Source organism: Pantoea sp. PNA 03-3 (assembly GCF_003201175.1).
In the GTDB taxonomy this organism is placed as follows: domain Bacteria; phylum Pseudomonadota; class Gammaproteobacteria; order Enterobacterales; family Enterobacteriaceae; genus Pantoea; species Pantoea stewartii.
On the sequence record NZ_QICO01000005.1, the window covers coordinates 253,657 to 272,390 of the forward strand.

At 51.5% G+C, this 18,734-nt stretch carries 13 protein-coding genes; 5 read left to right on the forward strand and 8 right to left on the reverse strand.

The window, feature by feature from the left end; genetic code table 11:
* Nucleotide 1 precedes the first annotated feature (1 nt).
* The 4 genes from proP to C7433_RS16000 all read right to left on the reverse strand — a co-directional run bounded on the left by proP (nucleotide 2) and on the right by C7433_RS16000 (nucleotide 5,203).
* Nucleotides 2–1,477, reverse strand: a complete 1,476-nt coding sequence (gene proP / locus C7433_RS15985; protein WP_054687877.1) for a glycine betaine/L-proline transporter ProP — start codon at nucleotides 1,475–1,477, stop codon at nucleotides 2–4.
* A gap of 332 nt (nucleotides 1,478–1,809) precedes the next feature.
* On the reverse strand, nucleotides 1,810–3,012 hold the full coding sequence (locus C7433_RS15990; RefSeq protein WP_039339306.1) for an MFS transporter: 1,203 nt from the start codon (nucleotides 3,010–3,012) through the stop codon (nucleotides 1,810–1,812).
* A 218-nt stretch (nucleotides 3,013–3,230) separates the two neighbouring features.
* Nucleotides 3,231–4,055 (reverse strand): CDP-diacylglycerol diphosphatase, encoded by an 825-nt coding sequence (locus C7433_RS15995; RefSeq protein WP_110268537.1) that lies wholly within the window; start codon nucleotides 4,053–4,055, stop codon nucleotides 3,231–3,233.
* 245 nt (nucleotides 4,056–4,300) lie between these two features.
* Nucleotides 4,301–5,203 carry a LysR family transcriptional regulator gene (locus C7433_RS16000; protein WP_110268538.1) on the reverse strand — a complete coding sequence of 301 codons (903 nt, stop codon included), beginning with the start codon at nucleotides 5,201–5,203 and terminating at the stop codon, nucleotides 4,301–4,303.
* Nucleotides 5,204–5,302: 99 nt separating this feature from the next.
* Between C7433_RS16000 and C7433_RS16005 the strand changes: the two genes are divergently transcribed.
* Nucleotides 5,303–6,370 (forward strand): SDR family oxidoreductase, encoded by a 1,068-nt coding sequence (locus C7433_RS16005; protein WP_058708863.1) that lies wholly within the window; start codon nucleotides 5,303–5,305, stop codon nucleotides 6,368–6,370.
* 77 nt (nucleotides 6,371–6,447) lie between these two features.
* Nucleotides 6,448–7,101 (forward strand): SDR family oxidoreductase, encoded by a 654-nt coding sequence (locus C7433_RS16010; protein WP_110268539.1) that lies wholly within the window; start codon nucleotides 6,448–6,450, stop codon nucleotides 7,099–7,101.
* 44 nt (nucleotides 7,102–7,145) lie between these two features.
* On the opposite strand, the gene fumA is transcribed toward C7433_RS16010, so the two are convergent.
* Nucleotides 7,146–8,792 (reverse strand): class I fumarate hydratase FumA, encoded by a 1,647-nt coding sequence (gene fumA, locus C7433_RS16015; RefSeq protein ID WP_006122067.1) that lies wholly within the window; start codon nucleotides 8,790–8,792, stop codon nucleotides 7,146–7,148.
* Between the two features lie 157 nt (nucleotides 8,793–8,949).
* The gene (locus C7433_RS16020; protein WP_039339314.1) at nucleotides 8,950–10,461 is read right to left on the reverse strand and encodes a DASS family sodium-coupled anion symporter; all 1,512 of its coding nucleotides are present in this window, start codon (nucleotides 10,459–10,461) and stop codon (nucleotides 8,950–8,952) included.
* A gap of 584 nt (nucleotides 10,462–11,045) precedes the next feature.
* Here C7433_RS16020 and C7433_RS16025 point away from each other — a divergent pair.
* Nucleotides 11,046–13,823, forward strand: a complete 2,778-nt coding sequence (locus C7433_RS16025) for a flavocytochrome c (protein ID WP_006122069.1) — start codon at nucleotides 11,046–11,048, stop codon at nucleotides 13,821–13,823.
* A gap of 67 nt (nucleotides 13,824–13,890) precedes the next feature.
* Nucleotides 13,891–14,946, forward strand: coding sequence for an FAD:protein FMN transferase (locus C7433_RS16030; RefSeq protein WP_110268540.1), 1,056 nt, complete (start codon nucleotides 13,891–13,893; stop codon nucleotides 14,944–14,946).
* Here the strand turns inward: C7433_RS16030 and dcuR are convergent.
* Together dcuR and C7433_RS16040 are read right to left on the reverse strand one after the other, a co-directional pair.
* On the reverse strand, nucleotides 14,852–15,571 hold the full coding sequence (dcuR, locus tag C7433_RS16035) for a two-component system response regulator DcuR (RefSeq protein WP_006122071.1): 720 nt from the start codon (nucleotides 15,569–15,571) through the stop codon (nucleotides 14,852–14,854). The genes C7433_RS16030 and dcuR overlap by 95 nt on opposite strands.
* Nucleotides 15,568–17,157, reverse strand: a complete 1,590-nt coding sequence (locus tag C7433_RS16040) for a sensor histidine kinase (RefSeq protein WP_217271731.1) — start codon at nucleotides 17,155–17,157, stop codon at nucleotides 15,568–15,570. Before C7433_RS16040 ends, dcuR begins: the two co-directional genes overlap by 4 nt.
* Nucleotides 17,158–17,444: 287 nt before the next feature.
* Between C7433_RS16040 and C7433_RS16045 the strand changes: the two genes are divergently transcribed.
* Complete coding sequence (locus tag C7433_RS16045) at nucleotides 17,445–18,377, forward strand: Rpn family recombination-promoting nuclease/putative transposase (RefSeq protein WP_110268541.1); 933 nt, start codon at nucleotides 17,445–17,447, stop codon at nucleotides 18,375–18,377.
* Nucleotides 18,378–18,734: the final 357 nt, after the last annotated feature.

Sequence of the window (18,734 nt, forward strand, 5' to 3'; positions counted from 1 at the left end):
TTTATTTCGCGTCGGCTGGTGAGGGTGGCACTGGTTCTGCGCTTTTATCCAGTTTTCTAATCAGGCTATGCGCTTCAGCTTCAGTTGCCACAGCGGGGGATGAACCGCTTAACGGCTTACGGGCGGTTTCCCTGACCGTCAGAATCGTCAGTAATCCAATCACACCCGCCACCATCATATAGTACGCTGGCATCATGGTATTCTGCGTGGTATCGACCAGCCATGCTGTCAGTAACGGGGTTGTCCCGCCAAACAAGGATACAGACAGATTAAAGCCGATGGCGAGCGCACTGTAACGAATATCCGTGGTAAACAGTGCCGGTAATGTCGAGGGCATTGTGCCGCTGAAGCAGGTATGGAGCACGCCCAGAATCAACAGTCCCGCAAAGACGGCCCACATATTATGTGTCCCGATCAACATAAAGCAGGGGATTGAGAGCAAAATCAGCCCTACCGCACCGAAACCAATCACCGGGCGGCGCCCAATGCGATCGGTCCAGCGGCCCCACATCAGCGTGAGCGGCATCATCACAAACATGACAACCATGACCAGTAACAGACCGCTCAGTTCAGGTAAACCCAGCACGCCGGTCAGATAGCTGGGCATATACGACGTCAGCATATAGTTCGACACGTTAAATAACAGGACCAGGCCGATACATTTCATCATCGGGACACGATGCTTACTTAGCATCTTAAACAGGCTCAGGCGCGGTTTGCTTTGCTCCAGTTCCTCCTGCTTTTGCATATGCTGTTTGAAGGCCGGCGTTTCTTCCAGTTTCAGACGCACATACAGGCCGAACAAGCCCAACGGTGCGGCGATAAAAAAGGGCACGCGCCAGCCCCACGACATCATCGCCTCGGACGAGATTACCGAAGTCATGACCGTCACCAGACACGCGCCCAGCAGGTAACCGCCAAGCGTTCCAAACTCCAGGAAGCTGCCCATGAAACCGCGACGTTTGTCTGTTGAATATTCTGCGATGAAGGTGGCTGCACCGCCGTATTCGCCGCCCGTTGAGAACCCCTGCACCAGGCGGGCAACCAACAAGAGGATGGGTGCCATGATCCCGATAGAGGCATAAGAAGGGATAATGCCGATACAAAACGTGCCAATCGACATCATGATCATCGTTATCGCCAACACCTTCTGGCGTCCAATCCGATCGCCAAGTGGACCAAAGACCATCCCACCCAGTGGACGCACTAAAAAGGCGGCCGCAAAAGTACCAAAGGTGGCGATAAGCTGAATCGCGTTATTGGCATCGGGAAAGAAAACCTTACCGATGATCACCGCCAGATAGCTGTAAACCCCGAAGTCGAACCACTCCATGGCATTGCCTAATGCCGCGGCCCCTACTGCCCGCTTCAGCATGTCATTATCAATAACGGTAATATCATCAACAGTGAGTTTTTTTGGCCTTTTATTCCAGAAATGCTTTTTTGGCCTGGTTGACGATGAATGGTTAGTATCCATATTTTCCTCATACGACTTAAATGGGACGACCTATAGCTTTCGCAGCCAGTCAGCGAGGTTAACGGAAGAGAAGGAAGTGAAAGCTATAAGAGGCCAGTAACTTTAATGATAGAGCGTTCTTAACCGCAGCGTAGAAACATAGTCGATGAATGTCATTTTTTGCAAGTCTCTGGGAAAAAAGACTGTCTTATAAATGAGATAGCAGAAAATGAGTTTTTACTTTTATTTACATTTTGCCATGTTTTCGAAAAGGCACCGAGAGTGACCCGGGAGCCCGTTAAAAGTGGTGCGCGAAGACTCTCTGCCAGCCAGGGCTGGCAGAGAAGGGCACATCAGGCAGGCTTCGCCTCGGGCGTCCGGCCCGAGAACCACCACAACATCAAGGCTACCAGGGCAATGCAGCCTAATGCGCTAAAGGCAATACTGTAAGAGTAACGGGCCACAATCAGGCCTGTCATGGCCGGGCTCATGGACGCCCCAACGCCCTGCATCAGCATTACCACACTCTGGCCAGCGTTCACGTGCCCACTGCCGCGCAACAGCGACACGATATAGCCCGGCACGGCGACGCCCAGTATCCCGGCCGCAATACCGTCCAGGATTTGTACGGGAACCACGAAAAAGGTCTCCGGAAATTCTGCTGCAATAACCGCGCGCAGTGGCATCATTAACAGTGCGGTCATGATTAAACGGCGATAGCCAATATGATCGACACGTTTAGAGACAAAGATCGCGACAGGGATCATCACTAACTGGGAAATTACGACCGTTGCGGCAGCATACAGGCCGGGATCCACCGTATCAGGTCCGGTTGAGGAGGCCACACGCATGCTCAGCATGGGCAACAGCGCAGCGTTAGCCAGATGGAACAGCAGCAGCGTCAATCCGGCCACCAGCAACGCCGGTTTGCGCGCCAGTATCCACAGGCTGAGCGTAGGTTTATCCGACGATTTATCGTCCAGGCCGCGCGCCACATCATGGTCAATATCGTCTGCACGAATAGCCAGGGTGGCGATAGCCGCAAATACCGCCATGACCATCATCAGGATGAACACCGCACCCAGCCCCCATTTCCAGGCGGCAAAACCTGCAAGGACAGCCGCCAGCGTATTACCCGCATGGTTATAGGCTTCGTTGCGTCCCATCTGACGGTTGAACCCTTTTTGCCCGGTCAGGCCCAGCGTTATACCTGCCACCGTCGGACCGATGAAGGCGGCAGCGATGCCCGCGACGATTTGCGAAATAATCGCCGTCCATGACTGATTGCTGTACCAGAGCAGTAAGGTAGCGACCGTAATCACGACACAACCCGCCAGGATAATAAAGCGTTTGTAACGTGTGGCGTCGGCAACCACACCCGCCGGTAACGTTGAGAGCAGTCCGGCGATACCGCCTGAGGTCATCACCAGGCCTATTTCATCCGGGCTCCAGTGGCGTTCTGTCAAAAAAATGCCTAAAAAGGGCCCAAGGCCGTCTCTGACGTCGGCCAGAAAAAAACTCATCAGGCACAGCGCCTGAAGTGACCGTTGTGACATGTGCTTTTCCCTGTAGCTGATAAGAAGGTGTGGGTAACGACCACATTTCAATGCGTAACGCAATGCATCATGGCAGTAAAAATACTCAGTAACATAACGTTAAAGTTACAAAATGAAAAAATTCACGTTTTGTGTAATTTAGTCTAATGACTGGCTGACTGTGTGAGGGGCACTGAGGCTGCCAGCGGTCAGGCTTTATGCCATAGCGTGCCATCCCCTTATTGATGCGGCACTGTCTTCATCGTTGCCACTGGGGAGGCCTGCGGAGGGAGCAGTGTTGGGTCGTGCAGAATTTCACAATTTTTATCCAGAAGCGATTCGACGGATGCCCGGTTCCCTTTATCCCAGCCTCGTCGCGTCACCAGCAGGATAAAGCCGTTTTTTCCTGAAAACGTGGCAGGAACAACGGCAATCCCATATTCCGCCAACTGAGGCGGAGACAGATGAAAATCGCGGGCAACGGATGCAACAGGATAAATGCCCATCACACTGGGCTGCAGGACGCGTCGCGCATAATAAGTGTGCGTCAACAATTTGTCTGGCAGGGGATGCCAGTCATCCTGAATATAAGGGCGTTCAGCCTGTAACTGGCGATAGACATCTTCCCGCAGGCAGGTGAGATGAATATGCAGTTGATTCTGGCTGCGCCCCCAGGCGGAATTGACAGCCATGCCCAGCCTGTCTTTCGGCACCGTTCCGCCATACGCCGCCATTACGCGATAACGCATCAGCCACGCATAACCGAAATAGTCTGTGCGGGTCGTATACGACAATAAGGGGCTTTCGATACCAGATAACAAAAGTGTGGGCACCAGAATAAAATGATACGGATAACGTGGATTTTGAATAACGCTGAAGCCCTGCTGTTCCCCTTTTGCAAGATAGACTTGCTGGCAGGGGGCAGCATAGCCAGTGTACGCGTAGTTCACCCTGCAAACGTCGTTCGTCACCATCCACAACGCATCCTGGCGCGCACAGCCTGACAGCGCAAAAGCTATCCCTGCCAGAATACTCAGGCGGCACAGAAGGGGCAGGAGAGGCATCAGACTGCCGCCGGTGTTAACGTGCCGCGTGGCGCCGTACTATGTGCATAATCCGAAGTGTTCGCGCTCTGAAATGCCATACCTTATTTGTCCTTACAGGCTTATCCGTTCCACCGGCTACACAATAAATTAGCGACACGCCACAATAAAGGCCACAGCGTGTGTGACAGAAGATCATCCCGCGCGTGTTTCTGCGCTGGCCGTGCCGAACGCCCGTCGGCCGCAGAGGTGAGATCTTTGATCACTTAGCGAATCACCAGCTGTGTCAGTGCGGATAACAAGGCATCTACCTTCGGCAGCAGTTGCTTACGGCGTGGCCAGATGACGCTCAGGGCCAGACCATCAGGCTGTAATTGTGGCAGGATAATCTCCAGTTCGCCTTTAGCTACGGCACTATTTACCAGCCAGGAGGGCATTTGCGCTATGCCAAGTCCGGCTATGACCGCCTGGAGTTGCGCATCTACATCACCCAATGCCATCCGAAACGGTATGTCTCGCCACTGGACATGTCCTTCTTCACGGGGGAATAACCAGGGTTTGGGCGTGTTATCCGCGCGTTCGTAAAGAATGGCCCGATGTTGCATCAGCGCCTGTTCGTCCTGTGGCCGGCCTTCGCGATCCAGCCAGGCTGGCGATGCACAAAACACCATTCTCTCTCGTCCCAGGTAGCGACTGCCCATTGAGGCTGGTAAATCGGCGGATCCGCCAATCCTGACCGCGACATCAATACCTTCGTCGAAGAGATCAATAAAACGATCTGAAAAGCTCACTCTGAGCTCAAGCTCGGGATGCTGCTGGCAAAACGGAATCAGCAACGGCATCACATTCAGGCGACCATACGTATGCGGCACAGCGAGTCGCAGGCGTCCTGACGGAATAATACGTTGTGCTGCCAGAACTGACTCAGCTTCAGCAAGCTCCTCCATGATGCGTATGCAGGTTTGGTAATAGGCGTTACCGGCATCGGTGAGCTGCAGCCTGCGTGTTGTGCGCTCCAGCAGGCGCGAGCCCAGCCGCGCTTCCAGCCGACTGACGCTTTTACTGACGGCGGAGCCGGTGACATGCAGACGTGCTGCCGCAGCAGTAAAACTGCCGCTTTCAACACTGGCAACAAAGGGAACAATATCCTTAAGACGTTGATCGTGCATGATTGATGAACTCAGGTTGAGAATGCTGTGAATAATTACCAATAATAGGAATTAAATTCTCTATTACGCTTAGCATTACGCAAAACGAGGAGAATTAACATGCAAAAACAGGCTTTGATTGTCGGAATCAGCGGGGTTATCGGACGAGCGCTGGCTGAAAGGTTAATGAAAGACGGATGGCAGGTCAGCGGATTATCCCGCGGTCGCGGCGCTGTTCCGCAAGGCTGCCACAGTCTGACGGCCGATTTGACCGATCCCGATGCGGTGCGCGCTACCCTGAAAGATACGAAACCCGATGCGGTATTCTTCAGCGTGTGGGCACGTCAGGACAGCGAAAAAGAGAATATCCGCGTCAATGGCGGGATGATCCGTAATGTCATTGAGGCACTCGGCGAGCGCTTACAAGGGGCGCATGTTGCCCTTGTCACCGGGCTGAAGCACTATCTGGGGCCGTTCGAGGCTTACGGTAAAGGTGCGGTGCCGGTTACGCCTTTCCGTGAAGAACAAGGTCGTCAGCCCGTTGATAACTTTTATTACGCGCAGGAAGATGAGGTTTTTGCAGGCGCTGACAAGTACGGCTACCGCTGGAGTGTCCATCGTCCCCATACCATCATTGGCTATGCGCTCGGCAATGCCATGAACATGGGGCAGACGCTGGCCGTTTACGCGACCTTGTGTAAAGAAAAAGGCTGGCCGTTTATCTTCCCGGGCTCACCTGAACAGTGGAACGGCGTTGTGGATATGACCGATGCGGATCTCCTGGCTGAACAACTTGAGTGGGCGGCAACCAGTCCAGACGCGGCCAATCAGGATTTTAACGCTGTCAATGGTGATGTGTTCCGCTGGAACTGGATGTGGCCGAAACTGGCTGAATATTTTGGTATTGAAGCCGCTGCTTATCCGGCAAAAATGATGCCGCTCGATGGCCGTATGCAGGACGCTGCCAGCGTATGGCAGGCCATTGCCGGGCGCGAAAACCTGCGCGAGAGCGACGTCACCCGACTGGCGTCATGGTGGCACACTGACGCCGATCTGGGCCGTCCAATGGAAGCCTTTACCGATATGAGTAAAAGCCGTAAAGCGGGGTTTACCGGCTACCGCAGCACGCTGGATTCATTCATCCAGCTGTTCGATAAGCTGAAGCAGGAAAAAATCATCCCGCAGTAACGGGATTCGGAAGGCCATCGTCGCTGCGCTAAGGGTTATACTTGTAGTCTGACTGACGTGAAATAAGGACCAGGACGATGGCAACGTGTTTTATCATTGGCGCGGCGGGAAAAGTAGGTACCCACCTGACGAAACAGCTCTGCGCCAGACAGCATGCGGTCTCGGCGCTGCACCGTAAACCGGAGCAGGCCGAAGCCATCACCGTTGTGGGCGCGACACCGATCATGGGCGATCTTCAGAAACTCAGCGTTGAGACGCTGGCGCAGAAAATGACCGGTCATGAGGTGGTGATTTTCAGCGCAGGGGCGGGTGGTGCTGGCATTGAACTCACCAATGCTATTGATGGTCAGGGTCTGGCGCTGGCGGTTGCTGCAGCAGAGAAGGCGGGGGTTAACCGTTTTTTGCTGGTGTCGGTTTTTCCGGATGCGGCGCGGGGCGAAAAAACGTCTGAAGGCTTCGAGAACTACATGCATGTGAAGCGGCTGGCGGATTTTCGCCTGGTGGAAAGTCAGCTTGACTGGGTAATCCTGCGTCCCGGGACGTTAACGGATACGGCGGGCAGTGGCACCGTACGAGCCGGTTACGCCATCCCCTACGGAGCGGTTCCACGTGAAGACGTTGCCGCCACGCTGGTGGCGCTCGTTGAAACACCGCAACTGAATCACAAAATCATTGAACTGACCGCAGGTGATGAAAGCATCAGTCACGCTCTGCAACGTTTGCAGCGCTAAAAAAAACGGCCCCTGTCAGGGGGCCGTTTTCTGTTACTGCCAGCTTATTTTACACAGCGCGAGCAGTGTTCACGTTCGATATGCTGGAAAAAGTCATTTCCTTTGTCATCGACCAGAATGAAGGCCGGGAAATTTTCTACTTCGATTTTCCAGATTGCTTCCATTCCTAACTCAGCGTATTCCACACACTCCAGGCTCTTGATGCTCTGTTGCGCCAGAACTGCCGCGGGTCCGCCAATACTGCCCAGGTAAAACCCGCCGTGTTTATGACAGGCATCAGTAACCTGCTGGCTGCGGTTGCCTTTTGCCAGCATCACTTTGCTGCCGCCATTTGCCTGCAGAAGGTCAACATAGGAATCCATACGTCCTGCTGTTGTCGGACCCAGTGAACCCGATGCATAGCCTTCAGGCGTTTTTGCCGGTCCGGCATAGTATACCGGGTGATCCTTGATGTACTGCGGCAGGCCTTCGCCGTTATCAATACGCTCTTTCAATTTCGCATGCGCAATATCGCGGGCCACGATAATGGTGCCGGTCAGGGACAGACGGGTGGACACCGGATACTCAGAAAGCTGTGCAAGAATCTCATTCATTGGGCGATTCAGGTCAATATGCACCACCTCGCCCTCACCCTGTTTGCGCAGCGCTTCAGGAATATAGCGTCCAGGATTGGCTTCCAGCTTCTCAATCCAGATACCGTCGCGGTTGATTTTGGCTTTGATATTGCGGTCAGCGGAGCAGGAGACGCCCATACCGACGGGGCAGGATGCGCCGTGGCGTGGCAGACGGATAACGCGGATATCGTGGGCGAAATATTTTCCGCCAAACTGTGCGCCCAGCCCTAACTGCTGTGCGGCTTCCAGTAATTCCTGTTCCAGCTGAACATCGCGGAATGCCTGGCCATGCTCGTTGCCTTCTGTTGGCAAGCCATCGTAGTAGTGCGTTGACGCCAGCTTCACGGTTTTCAGCGTGCTTTCAGCGGAGGTACCGCCAATGACAAAGGCGATATGGTAAGGCGGACAGGCTGCGGTGCCCAGGGTGCGCATTTTATCGACAAGATAATTCTTCAGCTTACCCGGGCTGAGCAGGGCTTTGGTTTCCTGGTACAGATAGGTTTTGTTGGCTGAACCGCCCCCTTTGGCGATGCAGAGAAACTTGTATTCGTCACCATCCACGCTGTAGAGATCGATCTGGGCGGGCAGGTTAGTCCCGGTGTTGACCTCTTTATACATGTCCAGCGCCGCGTTCTGTGAGTAACGCAGATTGTCTTCGATATAGGTATTGTAGATCCCCTTTGACAGGGCGGCCTCATCACCTCCACCTGTCCACACGCGCTGACCTTTTTTCCCCATAATGATGGCTGTACCGGTGTCCTGGCAGGTTGGCAGTACACCTTTGGCCGCGATTTCTGAATTGCGCAGGAACTGGAGTGCCACATATTTGTCGTTATCGCTGGCTTCAGGATCATCAAGAATAGAGGCCACCTGCTGCTGGTGGGCCGGGCGCAACATAAAGGAAGCATCATGAAAAGCCTGTTGTGCCAGTAGGGTTAACGCCTGAGGCTCTACTTTCAGCACCTCCTGCCCGTCAAATTCAGCAACGGAAACATAGTCAGGGCTGAGCAGGTAGTATTCGGTATCCTCGTGGGTAAGAGGGAAGGGGTTCTGATAATAAAAAGGTTTGTTCGACATGGTATCTCACTTAATGACGTGCTGGCTCCTTTTGAGACAGGCTGACAGGAGCAACATCACAGGCGAATTCGTTGTTTATTATGCTTGCCAGCCGTAAGCGCAGGCTGGCAAGTAGTGGCATGTTATCGTATGACGCGCTGGATTGCACAGGGCGCGGTCAGAACATCCACACCATCCAGGGATAAGCAATCAGCATCATTGCAATCAGGAAGATAGCGCCGAAGATAGTTCCCAGTCGCCAGTAATCCTTAGTAGGTAAGTAGCCGCTGCCGTAATAAATAGGGCTCGGACCTGTACCGTAAGGTGTGATGATGCCCATCACGCCCAGAGAGGTACACAGCATCAGACAGAACACGGGCATATTGATGCCAGGAATCGAGGCGGCAATCGTCAACATGGCAGGCAGTAACGCCGTTGTGTGCGCGGTGGTACTGGCGAACAGGTAATGCAGCAGGAAAAAGGCAATTAACAACACGACCGCCGAGATCTGTGGATCATAGCCTTGAAGTAATATTCCTCCTTCTTTACCCAGCCAGGCGATAAAGCCCACTCTGGCCAGACCGTCAGCCAGGGCTACCAGCGTGGCAAACCAGGCAAAAGTGTTCCAGGCCGCTTTGTTGCTGGTGATATCATTCCAGTTAAGCACACCAGTCCACAGCATCAGGATGATGACTAACAGTGCCGCCATGGCCGGTTCGATCCAGGCAGTAGCAAAAATCCACATCAACAGCGCACAGACCACAAACACCAGTAACAGGATTTCATTGCGGGTCAGTTTACCCAGTTTTTCAAGCTCTGCCATCGCCCAGCGTGGCACCTCATCATTCACTTTGACTTCAGGTGGATAGAACCAGTAAGCCAGCAGCGGCATGGTCAGAATCAGCAGCAGACCTAAAGGAATAAAGGCAAGAAACCACATTCCCCAGGAAATATCGAAGCCAATGACGCTTTTGACTAAAGCAAGGGCTAACAGATTCGGCGCCAGTGCAGACAGGAACATGGAGCTGGTAATACAGGCCGCCGTGATGGCAACCCACATTAAGTAGGATCCGATTTTGCGCGCGCTGGGATCGTTGGGTTTAGAGCCATACAGCGGTGGCAGGTTGGCGATAATCGGGTAGATGGTACCGCCACTGCGCGCGGTGTTAGACGGAGTAAAGGGTGCTAAAAGCAGGTCAGCAAAAGTGATGGCATAACCTAATGTTAAGCTGCGGCGGCCCAGATATTTCACCAGAATCAGGGCCAGACGACGACCAAACTGCGTTTTATCGTAGCCAGCAGCAAACATGAATGCGCCAAAGATCAGCCACACGGTTGAATTACCAAAGCCGCTGACGGCCCATTTAAAGGACTCCGTTGCCAGTTTAAATGTCGGATTGGCCAGTTCTGTCGGGCTAAACAGCAAAAACTGACTGAAGAGGGCGATGACGACGACGCCTGTCAGACCAATTACGGCACCGGGCAGCGGCTCAAAAATCAAGCCTACAATCACCCCAACAAAGATGGCGAAGAAATGCCATGCATAGGGTTCAAGACCGGACGGTACGGGGACAAGTAATAAAAGCACTGCGACGATGACAGGCAGGGCTAGCATCAGTGCTTTATTTTTTTTGCCCGCAGCTGCAGGGGCTGCTTTAGGGGGCTCTTTCATGTTTGAGAGTGTTTTCATAGTGTTTTCTACGATTTAAGGATAATACGATTAACGCCCCGGCGAATTCTTCAAGACATTTTATTTATTCTACATTATAAGAATAACCCGTGGTGTTTTATATTCTTTTAACGTTTCGACTCGTGCGATGCAGAAAATTTAAGAAACCATGTGAATATGATGCGACTTCTGGAAAATAAAATTTTGATCTGGATCAAACAAGTTAAATTGTATTTTTTATGTTTTAACAAATTAAACGATAATCAATGAGGAACAGGTGAGTAAGATAGCATTGAATACTTTTTGCAACCACATTAGGAAGAAAAAACACAGAGCGTTAATTTTAAATTATTGTTTTTATTGTGTTTATTTTACTGCTGTTTCACTATTGCTTTTTGGTAACTATTGATTAACAATAACCATACATCACGAAATCACTCCAATCAAACAAAAAGTCTAAAGATATCTAAAAGTTAAATAATTAAAATTATATCTTATGAAACTAAATTAACTGATATATTATAAGCATGACATCGGACCACTTAAATTAAATTAAAAACGTCCAGAAAGAATTCCCGGTTTTTGATATTTTGGAGTTAATCGCAATGAATACACTCACCCCAATTCTTAATCCCCTCACCTTGCCGCGTGGTGCAGTTTTAAAAAATCGTCTGATCATGGCACCAATGACAACCTGTACCGGATTTTATGATGGTACGGTGACCAGCGAGTTGGTTGAATATTACCGTGCACGTGCGGGCAGTATCGGAACAGTGATTGTTGAGTGCTGCTTTATCGATCCAAAAGGTCCGGCTTTTCCGGGTGCGATCGCCATCGACAGCGACAACAAAATACCCGGCTTAAAACGCATCGCTGACGCCATCAAGGAAAAAGGATCCACCGCGATTCTTCAAATCTATCACGGCGGACGCATGGTTGAGCCTGAACTGATTGGCGGTAAAACCCCTGTCGCGCCCAGCGCAATTGCGGCACCCCGTGAAGGGGCAACGACGCCCCGCGCCTTAACGGCAGAAGAAGTGGATACCATGATCACCAAATTTGGTGATGCCGTTAACCGCGCCATCAAAGCGGGTTTCGATGGCGTAGAAATCCATGGCGCTAACACCTATCTTATTCAGCAATTCTACTCACCTAACTCAAATCAGCGTGAAGACAAATGGGGCGGCAGTCGTGATAACCGCGCCCGCTTCCCGCTGGAAGTGCTGGATATCACGCATAAGATGGCCGAGCGCTTTGCGCATAACTCGTTCATCATCGGTTATCGTTTTTCGCCTGAAGAACTCGAAGTGCCCGGCATCCGCTTTGACGACACAATGTACTTACTGGAGAAACTTGCAGCACGGGGCCTGGATTATGTGCACTTCTCTGTCGGGCAGTTGATGCGCCCATCCATCGTGGATACCACCGATCCTACACCGCTTATTGAGAAGTTTATTGCCATGCGGTCAGAAACCCTGGCGAAGGTCCCGGTAATAGGTGTCGGCGGCGTGGTTAACAAAGAGGATGCAGAAAAGGCACTGGAAAAAGGCTATGACCTGGTCGCCGTCGGTAAAGCCTGCATCGCTTATCCAGACTGGACTGACCGCATCATCAATAACGAGCACCTTGAACTCTATATCGACAGCAACAAACGTGAAGCTTTACTCATCCCCGAGCCTCTGTGGCGTTTCTCACTGGTTGACGCCATGATTCGTGACATGAGCGAAACCGGTCGTAAATACAAAGCGGGCGTTTATCAGGAGAAAGTTGAGGCTGAAGCGCTGAAGCTGAAAATCAACGTTACGCTGGATACCGACCGTATTACCGATATTTCTCTGGTTCCTGATGACACGCTGGATGTGGACTTCACCACCACGTTTGAAAGTCTGCGTAATCGTATTCTGGTGGCAAACAGCCCACATGTTGACGCGATTACCGGTGCGACGACACAGAGTGAAGCGCTGAAAAAAGCGGTCTCACGCGCAATGACCACATCGAACAAAGCACACGTCATTGAAGAGGGCGGCAATCCCAACGCGCCACAGCAGTATGACGTTGTGGTTGTTGGCAGTGGTGGTGCAGGGCTGGCCGCCGCCATTCAGGCCCACGATGAAGGCGCTAAAGTGGTGGTCATTGAGAAGATGCCGACCATTGGCGGCAACACCATTAAAGCCTCTGTCGGGATGAACGCCGCAGAAACGCGTTTTCAGAAGCTGAAAGGGATTCAGGACAGCAAGGAGCTGTTTTATGAAGAAACCCTCAAAGGCGGTAAATTTAAAAATAATCCCGCGCTGTTGCGTGAGTTTGTTGACTTAGCGCCGGAAGCCATCGACTGGCTGGCAGATCACGGTATTGAGCTTAACGATATCACTATCACAGGCGGTATGAGTATCGACCGTACGCATCGCCCTGCAGACCGCTCCGCTGTCGGCGGCTTCCTGATTAGTGGTCTGGTGAAAAATATCAACAGCCGTAATATCGACGTGCTGCTTGAAACCGCAGTTGAAGAGATCCTGTTTGAAAATGGCGCGGTCAGCGGCGTGAAGGTGGTGGATGAATACAATGACAGCCGTATTCTGAACGCAAAAAGCGTGATTGTGGCGACAGGCGGTTTCAGTGCTAACCGGGAAATGGTGGTGAAATATCGCCCGGAACTGGATGGTTTTGTCACCACCAACCATAAAGGCGCTACCGGTGCAGGCATCGCAATGCTGCAAAAAATTGGGGCGGATACAGTCGATATGGGCGAGATTCAGATTCACCCGACCGTCGAGCAGACGACATCTTACCTGGTCTCAGAATCAATTCGCGGTGGCGGGGCGATCCTGGTCAGCCAGGCAGGCCAGCGCTTCTACAACGAAATGGAAACTCGCGATAAAGTTTCGGCGCAGATTATTGCGCTGCCAGAAAAAAGTGCCTGGATTATCTTTGACGAGCAGGTCCGTATGAACAACAAGGCCGCTGATGAATATATTGCGAAAGGCTTTGTGATCAGCGCCCCGAGCGTAGCGGAGCTGGCGGTTAAGCTGAATATGGAACACCGTACGCTGGAAGAGACACTGCAACGCTACAACGGTTTTGTGATTAAACAGAAAGACGAGGATTTTGGCCGTCAAACCGCGCTGCGTCATCCGTTAAGCGAAGGGCCTTTCTATGCCATTCGCATCGCGCCCGGCGTCCATCACACAATGGGCGGCGTGACTATCAACACGGCGACTGCAGTACTGGACACCAATAAGCAGGTTATTAACGGTGCCTGGGCTTGTGGTGAGGTCGTCGGTGGTATCCACGGTGCAAACCGTATCGGTGGAAACGCGGTTGCCGATATCATCATCTTTGGTATTCTTGCTGGCGCAAACGCAGCGGCTTTTGCCAAACGCTAAGCCGTGATATCCGGCATCCGTATAACATCGGATGCCGGTTCTTCTTTCTCCCCGAGTCCTGTCGCTTATGCAAACTGATTCGCACGTGTACGCCTATTCCGCCGTCCTGATGGGCTCGCCCATTCTGCTTAAGCTGTATGAGCATAATGAGGCGCTGGCAGGTCAGGTTTTTCGCTTGATCAAACAGTATGAGAATGTGCTTACCGTCAATCGCGAGCACTCCGAAGTGATGGCGATTAATCATGCGGCCGGTCAGCGTCCCGTCAGCGTCAGCCAGCCCGTGTTTACGCTAATCGAGCGTGCACTTGCGGTCAGCCTGCTGCCTGAAAGTGGTTTTAATCTGGCCATCGGACCGCTGGTCAAATGCTGGAAGATCGGCTTTCAGGGGAAAAGCGTGCCGGCGCGGGCAGAGATACAGGCAAAACTCGCTTTAACCCATCCTGAGAACATTGAACTTGATGCGGCGAACCGTTCGGTCTTTCTGAAGCAAGCGGGCATGGAGATTGATCTGGGTGCGATTGCCAAGGGCTATATTGCCGATCGGGTGCAGGCATTTTTACATGAGCAGGGTGTGGACAGCGCGCTCATCAATCTTGGCGGCAATGTGCAAACGCTCGGCGCGCCGCCTGATGCACCGCAGGAAGGCTGGGCAATTGGTTTAAAAAAACCCTTTGCCGCTTCGGACGCGCTGCTTGGGGTGATTAACGTAACGAATAAATCCGTAGTGACTTCCGGGATTTACGAACGTTACTTTGAACAGGAAGGGGTCTGCTACCACCATATCCTGGACAGGCATACCGGCTATCCGCTGGATAACGCGCTACTCAGCGTAACCATTGTGTCAGATCACTCAATTGATGGGGATATTTTTACCACGCTGATCTATGGCATGGGCATTGAAAAGGGGAGCGACTATCTGAAAGCCTATCCCGGCATAGAGGCTATCTTCGTGACGCGCGACAAACGCATCATCTGCTCGTCACAACGTCACTTTGATTTTACATTGCTGGATCACAGCTTCCGCTACATCACTGGCAGTACTGACGTAAAAGTGCGTGATACTCAGGCTGGAGACGGTAACGATAAACCGGACGACCTGTCACACCGTAATGAATGCTCGTAAATAAAATATTGCTTTGCGCCAGCCAAATCAGGTATTTGCGGCAAGATACACGAGAAATATTGACCTCCGTTGCCAGCTCATCGGTGGAAAATTCCGTTCCGGGATGCGCATCAATCCACAGGCAAAGCGTACGCAGTGTTTGCGGTGTCAGTCCTTTAGGCAGACGTTTTGTCTCGTTGGCGTTCGCCGGGTTTCCGTGCAGCAACTGGTCGACATCAGATTGTTGATAAAACTGATGATTATCCATGAGCCGTTTTTTTTGTCGCCAGCCGGTCAATGCTTCTTCAAAGCGCGAAAACTGAAACGGTTTAATCAGGTAATCCACAACACCATAATTCAGCGAGGTTTTGATGGTTGCCGCATCCGCTGCTGACGAGATGATAATCACGTCAATCGGACGACCGGCGCTGCGCAGCTCCGGCAGCAAATCCAGTCCGTTTTCCTGCTGCATATAGATATCCAGCAAAATAAGATCAACGGCCGGATCGGTCTGCAACAGGCGTTCTTTGGCTTGCAGTAACGTGGACGCAGTGCCACAACAGGTAAAACCGTCTATCTGACCGATGTAGCATCGGTTCAGCTCGGCCACCATGGCATCATCGTCTACAACTAACACATTGATCATTCGTTAATATTTCCTCTTTCCCACGGAAGCTGTACTAAAAACTGCGTGTACACGCCTGGCTCGGATTCAACGCTGACGTTACCGCCCAGACTTTCCGTTTGTTGCTTGAGTAAAAACAGTCCAACGCCACGATCTTCACCTTTGGTGGAAACGCCACGTTCGAAAATGGTTGTCAGCTGATCGGCAGGAATGCCGGGACCATCGTCGCTGACCTCACATGACAACCAGCCGTTTTGGTAGTGCAGCATGACGTGAATTTCACCGTCCATATCCGGGTCAAGCGCCTCAAGGGCGTTTTCGATCAGGTTACCCAGCACCGTTATTAATGCGGCAATTTGCTGTTCACTGCCGCTGTCTGGCAGGTAGCTGGCTTCGCTCAGAATTAGCTGATGGCCTTCATCCGTCACACGATTAATTTTGCTTAACAGGAAACCCGCAATGACCGGTGATTTAATCTTCTGCAACAGCGAACCGATTTCGGTCTGGTAGTTATTGGCCGTTTTAAGGATGTACTCTTCCATCTGCGCATAGTTTTTCATGTGCAGCAGCCCAAGAATCACGTGCAGTTTGTTCATGAATTCATGGGAACGTTCACGCAGCGCATCCACATAGTTTACCATGCCGTCGAGACGCTGCATTAGCTGACTGATCTCTGTCTTGTCCCTGAAGGTGCTCACCGCGCCAATGATACTGCTGCGACTGCGCACGGGTACGGTGTTGCTGATCAGTATCTTGCCGCGCACATTAAGTTCTTCATCATATGCGGCTTTGCCATCATGCAACGCATCACGCAGATGGGTCAGCATTTGCGCATTTTCCGGTACGCGATCGCCACTCAGAAAGGCTTCACGCGTCGTCTCTTTCAATAATTGTGACGCTGCCTGATTGATCAGGCTGACGCGGGACTGATCGTCGACGGCAATGACGCCTTCCTTAATCGAATCCAGGATAGCCTGACGCTCTTCAAACAAACTGGAGATTTCGTACGGCTCTAACCCCAGCAAAATGTGCTTCAGGCGTTTTACTAAAATGAAAATGCCCAGCATGCCGACCAACGCGCCTAATAATACCGTCCAGAAGATATTCCAGCGGCTTTTTGTAACTTGTGCGGCAACGTCATTCACTGAGATGCCAATAGCCACAACGCCGATTTGCTGGTGTCTGGCATTAAACACGGGTGTAAACACTCGGAGTGCTTCGACCAGAACGCCATGATTAACCGCAACGTTCTCATGACCCTGTAAAGCAGGGTTAATATCCTCACCGACAAAATGTTGGTTAACCACATCAGGATTCGGATGCGAAAACCGAATACCGCGCATATCTGTTACCACGACAAACAGCAAATCATTACGTTTACGCGTTGCCTGGGCGATAGGCTGAATGATTTTGCTGCCATCAGGCTGGGTCAGCGCCTGCTGGATTTCCGGGCTGTCAGCCAGCGTTCGCGCCACGGCCAGGGCCTTATCTTTCACATGCGCACGTGTGAAGTTATCAATCTGCACATAGTAAAGCAGATGTACGCTTAACAAGACGGTCATCAACACAGCAGCCATCATCAGAGACGAGAGCGTGCTGAGTTTCATGGGGCGTTTTTTAGACGAACGGTGGGGCCGGGAGTCATTCATAGTGAGTATCAGCAATAGTAAGGTTCGCGATGCAACATACGCGAAGTCGTACCACCAGTACAGTTTCATGGCCAGCGATCATCAGTTTAAAAAAACTCACCACACAGGCAGGACTGATTCAGGTCAATGCTGCTCCCCAAAAGTAAAGCTATCGTGCGTCATTGCGCGTGTTTTCCGTGCTTATCCCCCAGAGGCTTCTTATTGCCACAATGAAATGTCAGCTTGTTATTCTGGAGTCAGGGTTGATGAAGAAGAAGAACGGCACACCAATGCCTCACGATGCAACGTTTCGACAATTTCTCTCGCAGCCCGAGATTGCACGTGACTTTATGGAATTGCATCTTCCCGCCGAATTACGTGCTATTTGTCATCTGAATACATTGAAACTGGAATCCGGCTCTTTTGTGGAAGACGACCTTCGCCAGTATTTCAGTGATGTTCTCTACAGTCTGAAAACGACACGAGACGAGGAGGGCTATATCCATGTACTGATCGAACATCAGTCCTCCCCGGATAAACTGATGGCTTTCAGATTACTGCGATACGCGGTGGCGGCCATGCAACGTCACCTTGAAGCCGGCCACAAAAGCCTGCCGCTGGTGATTCCTGTCCTCTTCTATACCGGGAAACGTAGCCCCTATCCCTACTCGACCCGTTGGCTCGATGCATTCAGCGATCCCGTACTGGCAGCCCGACTCTATGCCGAACCCTTCCCGCTGGTGGATGTCACCGTGATTCCTGATGAAGAAATTGCGGGTCATCGCAGTATGGCCGCGCTGACACTGCTCCAGAAGCATATCCATCAGCGTGATTTTGCGGAGCTGATGGATACGCTTGTCCCGGTATTGCTGGCAGGCTATCTTTCTTCATCACAAGTCGTATCATTGATACACTACATTGTGCAGACAGGGGAAACTTCGGATGCCGAAGCCCTGGTCAGAGAACTGGCACAACGTGTGCCGCAACATGGAGACGAACTAATGACCATCGCGCAGCAGCTCGAACAAAAAGGCATCGAAAAGGGCATTCAGCTGGGACGTGAAGCGGGTCGTTCTGAAGGGGAACGTGAAGCTACCCTGAAAATTGCCCGTACTATGCTGCAAAACGGCCTGGATAACGAGACGGTAATGAAAATGACGGGTCTTAATGCGGATGATCTGGCGCAGATCCGTCACTGAGGATCCCCTTGACCGGTCAGTGATAAAGAGCCGCTTTTATCACCGTTGAGAGACTCACTATCCGTAATATCTTATCTGGAACGGCGCGCTTTCCTCTTTGTGTTTTAGCCTTCCTGCGAGTAAAAGCTGTCGCATCATTTCTCATCACCGCGCGCTGAAAATATTTGCCTTAGGGCATTGTATATTGCAAAACGCCCCTTTATTGTGTGGTTAAAATATATCGATAATGAAGTTAACCTTTTGTAACTAAATTAATCGAAATAAAGAAGCTTTTAATTTTTTAACTATTTTCACATTAACTACGCAATAACAATATTTTAAAATTTCGGGACTTTTTTTAACTACTTCTCCACGTTA

Coding starts and splice junctions, on each gene's coding strand:
- proP (WP_054687877.1), bottom strand. CDS start 1,477: ATGGATACTAACCATTCATCGTCAACCAGGCCAAAAAAGCATTTCTGG.
- C7433_RS15990 (WP_039339306.1), bottom strand. CDS start 3,012: ATGTCACAACGGTCACTTCAGGCGCTGTGCCTGATGAGTTTTTTTCTG.
- C7433_RS15995 (WP_110268537.1), bottom strand. CDS start 4,055: ATGCCTCTCCTGCCCCTTCTGTGCCGCCTGAGTATTCTGGCAGGGATA.
- C7433_RS16000 (WP_110268538.1), bottom strand. CDS start 5,203: ATGCACGATCAACGTCTTAAGGATATTGTTCCCTTTGTTGCCAGTGTT.
- C7433_RS16005 (WP_058708863.1), top strand. CDS start 5,303: ATGCAAAAACAGGCTTTGATTGTCGGAATCAGCGGGGTTATCGGACGA.
- C7433_RS16010 (WP_110268539.1), top strand. CDS start 6,448: ATGGCAACGTGTTTTATCATTGGCGCGGCGGGAAAAGTAGGTACCCAC.
- fumA (WP_006122067.1), bottom strand. CDS start 8,792: ATGTCGAACAAACCTTTTTATTATCAGAACCCCTTCCCTCTTACCCAC.
- C7433_RS16020 (WP_039339314.1), bottom strand. CDS start 10,461: ATGAAAACACTCTCAAACATGAAAGAGCCCCCTAAAGCAGCCCCTGCA.
- C7433_RS16025 (WP_006122069.1), top strand. CDS start 11,046: ATGAATACACTCACCCCAATTCTTAATCCCCTCACCTTGCCGCGTGGT.
- C7433_RS16030 (WP_110268540.1), top strand. CDS start 13,891: ATGCAAACTGATTCGCACGTGTACGCCTATTCCGCCGTCCTGATGGGC.
- dcuR (WP_006122071.1), bottom strand. CDS start 15,571: ATGATCAATGTGTTAGTTGTAGACGATGATGCCATGGTGGCCGAGCTG.
- C7433_RS16040 (WP_217271731.1), bottom strand. CDS start 17,157: ATGAAACTCAGCACGCTCTCGTCTCTGATGATGGCTGCTGTGTTGATG.
- C7433_RS16045 (WP_110268541.1), top strand. CDS start 17,445: ATGAAGAAGAAGAACGGCACACCAATGCCTCACGATGCAACGTTTCGA.